This is a genomic window from Paenibacillus sp. 01T47, assembly GCF_056398245.1.
Map to the genome: position 1 here is coordinate 64,400 of NZ_JBFTPA010000024.1, position 11,021 is coordinate 75,420.

The 11,021-nt window shown below is 37.3% G+C and carries 16 protein-coding genes; 11 read left to right on the plus strand and 5 right to left on the minus strand.

The window, feature by feature from the left end; genetic code table 11:
• Positions 1 to 4 precede the first annotated feature (4 nt).
• From AC1DOV_RS30280 to AC1DOV_RS30290, 3 genes are all read left to right on the plus strand, one after another.
• A complete protein-coding gene (locus tag AC1DOV_RS30280) occupies positions 5 to 304 on the plus strand; it encodes a hypothetical protein (protein WP_339208368.1) in 300 nt (99 codons plus the stop codon).
• A gap of 193 nt (positions 305 to 497) precedes the next feature.
• A complete protein-coding gene (locus AC1DOV_RS30285; RefSeq protein WP_477512309.1) occupies positions 498 to 1,085 on the plus strand; it encodes a GNAT family N-acetyltransferase in 588 nt (195 codons plus the stop codon).
• A gap of 106 nt (positions 1,086 to 1,191) precedes the next feature.
• Complete coding sequence (locus tag AC1DOV_RS30290; RefSeq protein ID WP_477512308.1) at positions 1,192 to 2,085, plus strand: aminoglycoside phosphotransferase family protein; 894 nt, start codon at positions 1,192 to 1,194, stop codon at positions 2,083 to 2,085.
• 195 nt (positions 2,086 to 2,280) lie between these two features.
• Here AC1DOV_RS30290 and AC1DOV_RS30295 read toward each other — a convergent pair whose 3' ends face one another.
• Genes AC1DOV_RS30295 through AC1DOV_RS30310 form a run of 4 tightly spaced genes read right to left on the minus strand, consistent with a single transcriptional unit; the run spans position 2,281 to position 4,370 of the window.
• Positions 2,281 to 2,856: an MFS transporter gene (locus tag AC1DOV_RS30295; protein ID WP_477512307.1), complete on the minus strand. Its 576-nt coding sequence runs from the start codon at positions 2,854 to 2,856 to the stop codon at positions 2,281 to 2,283.
• 20 nt (positions 2,857 to 2,876) lie between these two features.
• Positions 2,877 to 3,200 carry an MFS transporter gene (locus AC1DOV_RS30300; protein ID WP_477512306.1) on the minus strand — a complete coding sequence of 108 codons (324 nt, stop codon included), beginning with the start codon at positions 3,198 to 3,200 and terminating at the stop codon, positions 2,877 to 2,879.
• Positions 3,187 to 3,486, minus strand: a complete 300-nt coding sequence (locus AC1DOV_RS30305) for a hypothetical protein (protein WP_477512305.1) — start codon at positions 3,484 to 3,486, stop codon at positions 3,187 to 3,189. Before AC1DOV_RS30305 ends, AC1DOV_RS30300 begins: the two co-directional genes overlap by 14 nt.
• Before the next feature lie 32 nt (positions 3,487 to 3,518).
• Positions 3,519 to 4,370, minus strand: a complete 852-nt coding sequence (locus AC1DOV_RS30310; RefSeq protein ID WP_477551835.1) for an aldo/keto reductase — start codon at positions 4,368 to 4,370, stop codon at positions 3,519 to 3,521.
• Between the two features lie 231 nt (positions 4,371 to 4,601).
• Between AC1DOV_RS30310 and AC1DOV_RS30315 the strand changes: the two genes are divergently transcribed.
• The 8 genes from AC1DOV_RS30315 to AC1DOV_RS30350 all read left to right on the plus strand — a co-directional run bounded on the left by AC1DOV_RS30315 (position 4,602) and on the right by AC1DOV_RS30350 (position 10,815).
• Positions 4,602 to 5,495 carry an AraC family transcriptional regulator gene (locus AC1DOV_RS30315; RefSeq protein WP_477512303.1) on the plus strand — a complete coding sequence of 298 codons (894 nt, stop codon included), beginning with the start codon at positions 4,602 to 4,604 and terminating at the stop codon, positions 5,493 to 5,495.
• Between the two features lie 240 nt (positions 5,496 to 5,735).
• Positions 5,736 to 6,341, plus strand: a complete 606-nt coding sequence (locus AC1DOV_RS30320) for a CatB-related O-acetyltransferase (RefSeq protein ID WP_477512328.1) — start codon at positions 5,736 to 5,738, stop codon at positions 6,339 to 6,341.
• 177 nt (positions 6,342 to 6,518) lie between these two features.
• A complete protein-coding gene (locus AC1DOV_RS30325; RefSeq protein ID WP_477551836.1) occupies positions 6,519 to 7,649 on the plus strand; it encodes a hypothetical protein in 1,131 nt (376 codons plus the stop codon).
• Positions 7,650 to 7,676: 27 nt separating this feature from the next.
• Positions 7,677 to 8,267 carry a DUF3885 domain-containing protein gene (locus AC1DOV_RS30330; RefSeq protein ID WP_477551837.1) on the plus strand — a complete coding sequence of 197 codons (591 nt, stop codon included), beginning with the start codon at positions 7,677 to 7,679 and terminating at the stop codon, positions 8,265 to 8,267.
• 21 nt (positions 8,268 to 8,288) lie between these two features.
• Entirely contained in the window at positions 8,289 to 8,765 is a 477-nt protein-coding gene (locus AC1DOV_RS30335; protein WP_477551838.1) for a WapI family immunity protein, read from the plus strand.
• A gap of 96 nt (positions 8,766 to 8,861) precedes the next feature.
• Positions 8,862 to 9,437, plus strand: a complete 576-nt coding sequence (locus AC1DOV_RS30340; protein ID WP_477512300.1) for a LysE family translocator — start codon at positions 8,862 to 8,864, stop codon at positions 9,435 to 9,437.
• Positions 9,438 to 9,461: 24 nt separating this feature from the next.
• Complete coding sequence (locus AC1DOV_RS30345) at positions 9,462 to 10,238, plus strand: AraC family transcriptional regulator (protein ID WP_477512299.1); 777 nt, start codon at positions 9,462 to 9,464, stop codon at positions 10,236 to 10,238.
• A gap of 106 nt (positions 10,239 to 10,344) precedes the next feature.
• The gene (locus AC1DOV_RS30350; protein WP_477528577.1) at positions 10,345 to 10,815 is read left to right on the plus strand and encodes a hypothetical protein; all 471 of its coding nucleotides are present in this window, start codon (positions 10,345 to 10,347) and stop codon (positions 10,813 to 10,815) included.
• A 101-nt stretch (positions 10,816 to 10,916) separates the two neighbouring features.
• On the opposite strand, the gene AC1DOV_RS30355 is transcribed toward AC1DOV_RS30350, so the two are convergent.
• A complete protein-coding gene (locus AC1DOV_RS30355) occupies positions 10,917 to 11,009 on the minus strand; it encodes an IS3 family transposase (RefSeq protein ID WP_477510785.1) in 93 nt (30 codons plus the stop codon).
• Between the last annotated feature and the right edge of the window lie 12 nt (positions 11,010 to 11,021).

Genomic DNA, 11,021 nt, shown 5'->3' on the forward strand with positions numbered 1-11,021 from the left:
AGATATGAAAAAAAGGTATTTATTAATAATGGTACTAATGACTTTTACTGTTCTTTCATTAACGGGTTGTGTACCTGGAGATGGCGTGAATAATGCTCAAAATCCTGCAGGTTTTTTCTGGGGGATATGGCATGGCTGGGTTGCTCCTATTTCAATTATTATTGGCATTTTCAATCACGATATTAGAGTATATGAAATTTACAACTCTGGCTGGTGGTATGATATAGGTTTTTACATTGCTGTCATCAGTGGCTTTGGGGGAATATCACTTTCTCGACGAAAAAAAGTAAAACGAGAAGAATAGCTGTTTGTATAATTAGGTCGTTAATCTAACAGATATGGTGATTGAATAGCATAGAAGAATGAGCAGGCACTGCGGTGGCCTGTTTTTTTTTATTAAGCTAACGGGCAAAATAGTTATAACCGAAAATTACTAACTACGCATTGAATTTACTAGTTATAATTATAACAATTAATCATTATGTGGAGGTGTATCTGTGCAAGAAATAGACTACAGCACTTACTTTTGGCAAGACGAAGCTATACGATTGCGGGGAATTTCACTAGAAGATTGGGAAAGCTGTTATGTAAGTGGATATGACACTCCTGCGCGTCGATTGTTAGAATGTACAATAGAATTGCCGCCTACAATTTCTGAAGCAAAAAGATTTGTTGAGGAAAATACGGACTTTTCATCAACGAACAGTAGAATTATGTTTACCATTGAAGACCTGAATGGTGTAAGTGTAGGCGGTATTAATTTAAATAGCATTGACGAGAGGAATGGAACATTCAGCATAGGCATCGTGATTGATAAACCCTACCGAGGTAAAGGATATGGAACCAGGGCAGTACACATGCTCCTAAGATATGCTTTCTTCGAGCGTAGACTAAATAAATTCAATGATTATGTTCTTGAAGGAAATGAGCCATCGGCTAGTATGCTTAGAAAAGTAGGGTGTGTTCAAGAAGGAATCAGGCGTCAAGTGTTTTACATAAACGGAAAATATCATGATTCCATCTTGTTCGGTTTAACGAAGGATGAGTATGTAAATTTTCTTCACAAGGACCATCAAAATACATAGCCTGGTTAAGCTAACGGAAGAATAGAGATTGATAAACATGTTAGTGCGCTTATTTAAAAATAAAATTTAAACTCCTAAAAAATTTGAAATGTTAGAGAGGTAATTAATGAAAAATATAAATGTTGATGTTGTTGTAAAATTAATAAATGAACAATTCCCAGAATGGTCTGAGTTAGAAATCAGACCTGTAAAATTTAGTGGGAATGATAATAGAACTTTTCATTTAGGTGAACATATGAGTATAAGATTGCCAAGTGCAGTATCCTATGCACCTCAAGTGGAGAAAGAGCAAAAGTGGCTGCCATTGTTATCAAAAAAACTTTCTTTACCCATTTCCATGCCAATAGCTAAGGGGAATCCTAGTGAAGAATATCCTTGGCCATGGTCAATCAACAAATGGTTGGAAGGAGAGACATTGTCTCAGGAAAATTTAAATGATCTTAACCAATTGGCAATAGACTTGGGTTCTTTTTTAATTGAATTACAATCCATTGATGCTAGTGAAGGTCCGTTAGCTGGGGAGCATAATTTCTATAGAGGCGGATCTATAGCTGTATACGATGGAGAGTCAAGATATGCAATTGAGAATAATAAAGATGTTTTTAATGAACAGGTATTAAAAGAAATTTGGGAATCGGCCCTTGATTCTAAATGGGAAATGGAGCCGGTTTGGGTCCATGGTGATATTGCACCAGGAAATATACTCATTCAAGACGGAAAACTTTATGCAGTCATTGATTTCGGTATATTGGGAGTTGGTGATCCCGCTTGTGATGCTGCAATGGCTTGGACATTTTTTGATGAAGAGAGTAGAAAGATATTCAAAAGTGTATTAAATATGGATGAAGGAACTTGGAACCGAGCAAGAGGATGGGCGTTATGGAAGGCGTTAATAACCTACAATGGTAATAAAAATACTAACAAAGCTATTGCAGACGAATCATATAAAATTATTAATATAATCGTAGACGACTTCGAATCAGAGAAAATTAAAAAATAACTTTAACTGCCGTTTAACAGAGACTTTGTTTTTCGTCCTAGATTTTCTTTTAAATGATTTGTACATGAGTAAGAATTACAATGAGCAGGCGCTGCGGTGGCCCGCTCATTTTATTTAATTAACAGGCAAGCTAGTTCAATTGAGCAGCGTTATGAGTTATAAGGACCGACGTCAAAACAGTACAAGCTATAGGTCTCAAATGGATAATCGAATTTCTTCTCCTACTTCTGATTTTGTTCGCCATAACAAGACTAATGATAAAATCACAATCACCAGACAAATCCAATACACCGATCGAAATCCTGTAAACTGGGCAATGATACCACTGCCGAGCGTTCCTGCCAGCCTACCAATAGTGGAGGCGTTGGTATATAGCGTTGTAGCTACTCCCGGTGAATCAGGCATCATATTCGTGAAATAGCTAAGTCCATTGCCCATCACGATTGCCACAAACGTTGCCTGCATAAGCTGCGCTATAATCAGTTGAATCGGATCGTTCGAAACACCTAAGGTGACGAAATAGAAAATAGCAATAATGCTGCCAAACATTAAAAGAGTATGATTTGATATCTTTCTACCATACGCACCTAAGATCAGCATAATGGGAATTTCAAGGCCGGCACAAATACCGACCACTAATCCAACATCCGTATGCGTGCCTTGAAGCTCGTTCACAATAAAGAGCGGCGTATTGATTAAATTCATCGCGTTAACCGTGAACAGAAAAATAAAAGCGATAAACGGCAGCCTGATCTGCCTGTTAATGAGCAAAGAGGTACCTACTGTGTTGCTCAACCCATTTTTTTTGGATTTGCTTTCCGGCTTGAAAGAAACAGGAATATAAGAGATGCTGTCGTAAGATAGATGGCGGATGTCACCAGAAAGAGACCGCTATACCCAATCGCCGCCAAAAGGAGAGTCCCTGCCAATGGTCCGATTAGAAAGCCTAGAGAGATCAGAGAACGTAATGCAGACATCGCTAACGTTTTGTCGTCGGATTTGCTTTCATTGGCAGATTCCTGTGCATAAGCATAAATTTGCGGTATGGAGGCAGCACCAAATCCACTCAATATACTGACCAAAATCAGCAGAATAAAGAAGTTATCGAATGTCAAATACGCAGCATACACCAAAGCAGACGAAAGCATTGCTGCAATCAATATCCATTTTCGGTCTAGACCGCATCGGACGTTTGGCAATGAGCGTGTTCACCAAGATACCGCTTAACGAACTTACTGCCATGAACACGCCGAATGCCCCGGTAGTCATCCCTAAATCTTCTGTGAAATACAGAGCTAGATAAGGAGTTGTAATCGATATTCCGATTCCGATCATCAGCATGCAGATGACTAATAAACGGTATCCTTTAATTTCGAACAATTTCTTTAATCGTGCGTGCAATCTTTAATCCTCCTTCTTCCCACCCAGGATAGCTAGATATCAAGTTTCCTGGTGCCGATCCATTTCACCATTTCAGGATCCCGATGTGAAAAGAACTGGCTCTGTTTCGTATCTAATGCAGCAATTGACTTCATATCTTTAGGGTCCAATTCGAAATCAAAGATATTGAAGTTTTCGACAATTCTTTCTTTACGAGCCGACTTTGGAATGACAACGACTTCTCTTTGTGTTAGCCAACGCAAAACAACCTGAGCAACGGATTTATTATGCTTTTTGGCTATAGCTACCAATAATTCATTTTGAAACAAGTTATTTTTCCCTTCAGCAAATGGCGCCCAAGACTCGATCTGAACATTGTTCTCTTTCATGAAGGCTGCATTTTCGATTTGCTGGTTGAAAGGGTGTGTTTCCACTTGGTTTACGGCAGGAACAACTTCATTATGAATAATCAAATCTATTAGCCGATCCTCATGAAAGTTACTTACGCCAATTGCACGGACCTTTCCTTCACGATAGAGCTCCTCCATAGCGCGCCAAGAGCCATGCACATCGCCAAAGGGCTGATGAATTAAATACAAATCCAGATAATCAAGCTGCAATCTTGTTAGTGATCGTTCAAATGCCCTCTTTGTGCGCTCATAACCTGTATCCTGTACCCAAAGCTTTGTAGTGATAAATAACTCTTCTCTTGTTATGCCACTCCGTTTTATTGCTCTACCCACCGCTTCCTCATTTAAATAAGAGGCAGCCGTATCAATCAGGCGATAACCTGCTTTAATAGCTTCATGAACGCTTTCTTCACATTCATTTGCATCTGGAATCTGAAAAACACCAAAACCGAGAGTAGGCATTTCAACACCATTGTTTAGAATTACTTTTTGCACGGTAAGACCTCCATTATTTAGTGTGTAAGTGCAGGGAGCTAAAAATTAGCAAATTCCTTATCAAATGATTCGTTGTATATTTACCGATTACAACCTTATTATGCACTGGATTAAAAAGAGACAGTTATCCCATTCGTATCAAATGTTTGCCTAATCCTCTCACTACCGCTTATGTAACAAATGCATATGGTCTATAATTGAACTATAAAAATAACGTCGTTGGAGGGGCCAATGTCTGAGATAATTATGAAACAGCAGAATGAACTCGCCGAAATCATTAAGCGTTATTCTGGAAAAGACGGTGTGCATCCTACCGCTATTCCATCCTTATTTTTCATCCATATCTCAAATGTTAATGTACCCAGGCATGGAGTATACAAACCTTCCTTATGTATAGTTGTCCAAGGTGCGAAGGAAGTATGGCTGGCGGAGGAGTGCTATAGATACAGTCCTGCTGAGTATCTTGTTGCAACTGTTCACTTGCCGGTCACAGCCCAAGTTACTGAAGCGTCTCCCGACGCGCCGTATCTGGGTTTTAAACTTGAATTTACACCAAGCCAAATCTTAGAGGTTCTACATGAGTCTGAAAATCAAGTGAACTCGAAAGTTGATCCAAAGCGGGCAATGTTTGTCAGCCAGATGGAATCGACTTTGTTGGATGCGGTCCTCAGGTTAGCTCGTATGTTAGATAATCCTAAAGATATTCCGGTTCTTGCTCCATTAATTACGAAGGAGATTCTGTATAGGGTGCTGGAAGGTGAGAATGGAAATGTTTTAAAACAAATTGTAATGGAGGGCAGCTCAATCCACCAAATTAGAGAGGTTATTGAGCAGATCATGAATCATTATGATCGCAGTTTCCGGATTGAAGAGCTTGCCGAAATAGCGAATATGAGTGTCTCCTCGTTTCATAGGCATTTTAAAGAAGTAACGGCTATGAGCCCAATTCAGTTCCAAAAACAGCTGAGACTGCAGGAAGCTCGTCGCCTGCTTTTAAACGAGTTAACAGATGCCACTGATGTCGCATTTCGAGTAGGCTATGAAAGCCCCTCGCAATTCAGTCGAGAGTATTCGCGAATGTTTGGCTTTCCTCCAAGACAGGATATAAAGCGGCAGAAAGCTTAAAAGGTTAGAAATAAATCCGAAACCAGATAGGTAAGGAAATACTTAGAAAGTAGACATAAGCCAACTTTTTTCTTTTTTTGGTATTTTATTGATTAGTAACCGCTGTGGCYATTAAACTAACTGAAGGATCAAATGAAAAATAAAATGTTAATAAAAAAGAGAATATTGTTGGTGAAGTTAAAAAATATATTTTAGGAGTGTCGCTAATTGATAGGTCCAGATATAAAAAGTGTTTTCCCAATGAAGGATATCAGAAGCTTATGTTTTCTTAAAAATATAGTGGTTAATCCAAATATTGAAGTTGGAGATTACACCTATTATGACGATAATAATGATCCGTTAGGCTTTGAGAAAAACGTTCTTTATCATTTTGATTTTATCGGTGATAAGCTGAAAATCGGAAAATTTTGCGCTATAGCATCAAACGTCAAATTTATTATGAATGGTGGGAATCATAATACAAACTCGTTTACAACCTTTCCTTTTGGGGCATTTGGAGGAGAGTGGGAAGCCGGCCTAAAGAATCTAAGTGGTGGTTTCAAAGGGGATACAGTTATAGGGAACGATGTTTGGATAGGCTATAATGCTACAATTATGCCGGGGATTCATATTGGTGATGGTGCGATAATCGCAACTAACGCAGTTGTAACTAAAGATGTTCTGTCTTATTCCATTGTTGGAGGTAACCCAGCAAAATTAATCCGTTATAGATTTGACGAGGAGACTATTGATATTCTCAATACTTTGAAGTGGTGGAACTGGGATGTTGAAAAAATAACTGAATATATTCCAATTTTGACAAGCAATAAGACGGATGATTTAAAAGAACTACTGAAGTCATTATAAAAAAGGTATTATGCTAACAAGGTAAGATAGTTGGACAAATAAGGAGCAGTTTGCTATGGCGACTGCTTCCTTTTTCATTAAGTAAGCTGGAAGTTAACGCAATTGTCAGGAAAGAATCGTGGACCGTTTCACGTATTTTAAATGTATATATTTTGAAGAAACAGAGGTCTGTTCATAATGATAACCGCAAAAACGGAAAAAGATATTAAAATTGACCCTGATTACTTACAGTCACTATTACGGCGAGTTGTAGCTTCTCAAAATTTACAGTTATTATCGTGGAATTGCAATCCTCTTGGAAAAAACAAGGAAGAAAGTTCGGTTTATAGGATATCTTGTATAGCTCTGGACAATGATAGAAAGCAAAATTATACAATGATACTCAAGATATTAAAACCTGATCCTATGCGTAATCAAGTCAATCACTACTACTACTGGAAACGCGAAGCTCTGGTTTATCGTTCAGTGATTCTGAATCAATTGCCACTTGGTATAAGGGCTCCCTTATGCTATACAGTAGAAGAGCATCCGGATGAAAATGTCTCGATATGGCTCGAGGATATAGCTATTGAAAATGTCCAAAGCGAATGGTCATTCAAGCACATGTGTAAAATATCCTACTTACTTGGAAAATACAATGGCGCATACATAACAGGGACACCTCTCCCAACTGAATCTTTTTTATGCCACAATTGGATGTGTTCTTGGGTGGAGGTGTGTGCTGCTTATGCTAAACCCATTGAGGAGCAAAAAGTTATTTGGGATTCTTACTTGATTGATTTTAATGGTAAGAGCTCTATGTGGGAGCTTTATCGTATCAATAGAGACCGAGTAAACAGCTTGCTGGAGACATTAGAATTACTGCCTCGTGTATTTGCCCATCAAGACGTACACTGGGATAACATTTTTATAGAGCAACTGAATGGAAATGATTCATTAATAGCGATTGATTGGCAGTTTGCAAGTATTTCAGGTGTAGGGGAAGAGCTTGGTCGAATGTTTGGATATGCGTTATTAAAAAAGAAAGTTCCAGTTAACAAGGTAGCAGAGTATAAGGAAGAATTATTTCTAAACTATATGCAAGGACTCAGGGATGAGGGATGGGACGGGGATTTCACGCTTGCCCGTTTCGGTTTTACTGCGAGCGCATCGCTTAGGTTTATCATGGTTATTGATAAGATGCTTAGTAACTTAGAAGTAGACGATAAAACAAAGCAAAAAGAAAAATCAAGTCATCTGTTGTTAGTCACTCAGGCACTGCTTGATTTGGCAGAAGAGTCTTGGAACCTAAGAAGTCAAATACTATAGTTCTTTTCGTGGAAAGGGGGAGAATGAGTGACAGCATTACTTGATCGTTTTCTCAATGATAAGTTTCTAGGACTCAAATTGGAATCCCCTCTATTTTATAACGCGGATGTAGGCATTCGATTTGAGATCGGTGACCCGGATCCTTTGGTTTCTGATGAAAAATACAGAGAACAAGTTCTCTATCGTACTACTCAACTATTTAAAGAAACGCACAGTGAAAGTGATGAAATATTTATTGTTTTATTTCTTAGCTTTAGAAGGAAGAGTAAGCCTTACAAGATAAAATTTTTAAAAAAAGGCGTTAAAAGCAAGGAAACTTTAAAAAAACTTATTTGTAACAGCTTTACGGTATCTGATGAAGAGGATGATGAATGGATATCGTTCCGTTATGTGCTGAGTTGCAAAACATCAGATATTAAACCTGCAATGTTTCTCTTCGCGTATCATAGAATATTTTTCGTGAATACAACTCGTAATACGATTTTTTATTTATATGACAGCAGAGGTTTAGATATAGTTTCAAACACAACGGCACCTCTCCAGGAACTTTACTTAAACTATAATCACTGGATATTAGATTACGTTAGAGAGAGTATCGACTCCATCTTCAAATCGTAAGTCATGTTAGGAGGATAATTGATGTTAGAACCTATAACAGATTATGACTTTAGGATATATTCTGACGACAAAAAATCATACATTAATTTTACACTTGAAGAGTATATACATAACCGCCTCCCTAGTCTATCCTGTACCATTGATGTGATTGATAACAAATTTTCAGGTTATAATGCAGAAGTATGGTTTTCAATAGACGAGCTGATGCAATTTATTAATCAAGTTGAGAGTGGGAGAGTTTCAAAAAAATGCAGTTTACAATCAATGTCTCCGAATGAATTTACAATGTCATTTGAGCGAATCAATCACAAAGGAGACTTTTTGGTTTCATATTCATTATCAACTTCAAGATACGATTCCAGTGGGCATATAAATTCGACTCTAGCGGGAGAGTTTCATTTTAACCAAGAATTTATCGATTTAACTATTCAGAACCTAAAACGGTTTTCTTCAGTGACGAAGCTTCAAACGGATACCGATTTCAGATTTGCCACATAGAACCATAGCGAAATAAACGTTAGTTCTGCAATAATATACTATAGGAATTTCATTTTAAGATGTAGGCTATGAGAAGAGCTTGAAAGGAGTATTCTCATGGATTTTACATCTTTTTTGATTTACTGTACGATTGCTACGTTTACACCTGGACCTACCAATATCGTCATATTATCCACTGTGCATAATTTCGGTGTAAAAAAGGCAATGAAATATTCGTTTGGAGCAACAATTGGTTTTGCCTCCTTACTTGTAATTTCTGCTTTGCTGAACACGATTCTTATAACGATTATACCGAAAATAATCATTGTGATGCAGATCATTGGAAGTGGTTATATGTTTTATCTTGTTTATCAAATTTACAAAATGGATGCATCAAACGGAGCATTAAACCAAACGGCTACTTTCTTGTCAGGATTTCTTATGCAGTTTTTAAATCCAAAGGTAGTATTATTTACATTGACTGTGATTCCAACCTTCATTATGCCTAGCTATAGCACAAGTTCTGCAGTCACATTAAGTATTTTAGCTATCACGTTAATTGGTTTTTTGGCATTTATGACATGGGTTCTCTTTGGTTCGATCTTCAAAGCGCTTTTACAAAAGTATAATAAAACATTTAATGTATTGATGGCGTTATCTCTCGCTTACGCTGCAATCATGATCTGGATGTAGGCAAGTGATGAAGAGGTGAATGGAATGAACAAATTTATTTATCGAAAATCAGCGGGTATTACGGTGCTGTCAGCGAATATGACTGATTTTACGTATAAAAAGCACGCCCACCAAGAGTATGCCATGGGTGTAACTTTACGTGGAATCCAAAAATATAATTTGGATGGCACTTTACAATTATCCCACCAGAATGGTGTTATGTTTTTTAATCCGGAACAGGCTCATGATGGAATGGCGCAGGATAAGACAGGTCTGGATTATGTTATGATCTATATTGATCCGCAATTGTTTTTGGAGGTTATTGAGAAAAAGGATATCGTACGTTTTCCTAAACCTGTTGTGTATGATGATCGACTAAAACAAGGGATATTAAACCTTTCCTATGCAATATTAAGCGGAAAAGACGAGGCCGTTTGTAGTGAATTATTCGTATCCCTCACCGATAGTCTCGTCCAAACGAAGTTTTCGACGGATAACAAAAAGGATACCGCACTAATTCACAAAGCAAAGGATATGCTTCATGCCAATCTGGAACAGGTATTGAAACTTGATGAGATTTGTAACGAACTTCATTTATCAAAGTTTAAGTTTATTCGCTTTTTCAAGGAGAATACTGGAATTTCACCGTATCAATACTTTCTTAACTGCAAAATCGAACTTGCTAAACAGTTGATCGAAAAAAATAGAGATATTTACTCTGCAGTGGCTGCATGCGGTTTTGTGGATTTAACCCATTTAAATAAACATTTTAAAAGTGTATATGGCACAACTGCTTTCGAATATATGTCATATTTGAATTGAAGAGGGACGACTCTCAAAACCGACTGATGTATGTCGTCTTTATTTGTGGATTTCTTAAGGTAGTGACAGGTTTGTTAGCTTTGACGTCAAAATGAGGTGTTTTATTATGTTGCTTCGCGATGGAATTTCTGGATTTAATAACACTGATATCGTTAAATCATTGGTAGACATTAGCCAGTTTAAAAATCTATGCTACGCTTTAGCAAATCAGGTTGGTGGAAAGCTAGTCACTGTTTCCGATCTGCAGGAAACCAATTTTTACTGTGCGGATTTACAATTTAACGGAGAAGAAATTTATATTTTATTAAATAATAATTACCCTTTAATAGCTATCGCTTCAAGAGTTGAATATATGAATGTTATATTTATAGAGAATCAAACTCTCATCAATGGAATTCAAGCTTATAGTAAAGAATATCGCTTTTTACACTTAAGAGAACTTAGTGAAGAAGTGCTGCTAGATGGGCATAAGAATAAGCTGAAAAATGAGAACACACTAAATGAACTTGAACTAAAACAAATTTTTTATTGGATGCCTAAGACAGTAGGTGAGATAATCTTTAACTATTGGGATTAGAACTGTTTTCTCAATCAAATATAACTTAATAAACATTAAAACGAGGCTGCCGGTATTTGAACTGCACCCCGTCAAGTAGACATTACAAATAATAAAACCTGTTAAACGGCCTTAGTCCTAAACTCCATTGGACTGAGGCCGTTTAGTTTCGCCTGTAATCGTTCGTAATTGTAAAAGTGAATGTAGGCTTCAATGTCCCGTTCAAG

Excerpts from the sequence above, each read along its gene's own strand:
- AC1DOV_RS30345 (WP_477512299.1), top strand. The coding sequence starts at position 9,462 with ATGAACAAATTTATTTATCGAAAATCAGCGGGTATTACGGTGCTGTCA.
- AC1DOV_RS30350 (WP_477528577.1), top strand. The coding sequence starts at position 10,345 with ATGTTGCTTCGCGATGGAATTTCTGGATTTAATAACACTGATATCGTT.
- AC1DOV_RS30320 (WP_477512328.1), top strand. The coding sequence starts at position 5,736 with ATGAAGGATATCAGAAGCTTATGTTTTCTTAAAAATATAGTGGTTAAT.
- AC1DOV_RS30335 (WP_477551838.1), top strand. The coding sequence starts at position 8,289 with ATGTTAGAACCTATAACAGATTATGACTTTAGGATATATTCTGACGAC.
- AC1DOV_RS30280 (WP_339208368.1), top strand. The coding sequence starts at position 5 with ATGAAAAAAAGGTATTTATTAATAATGGTACTAATGACTTTTACTGTT.
- AC1DOV_RS30315 (WP_477512303.1), top strand. The coding sequence starts at position 4,602 with ATGTCTGAGATAATTATGAAACAGCAGAATGAACTCGCCGAAATCATT.
- AC1DOV_RS30340 (WP_477512300.1), top strand. The coding sequence starts at position 8,862 with ATGGATTTTACATCTTTTTTGATTTACTGTACGATTGCTACGTTTACA.
- AC1DOV_RS30290 (WP_477512308.1), top strand. The coding sequence starts at position 1,192 with ATGAAAAATATAAATGTTGATGTTGTTGTAAAATTAATAAATGAACAA.
- AC1DOV_RS30325 (WP_477551836.1), top strand. The coding sequence starts at position 6,519 with ATGATAACCGCAAAAACGGAAAAAGATATTAAAATTGACCCTGATTAC.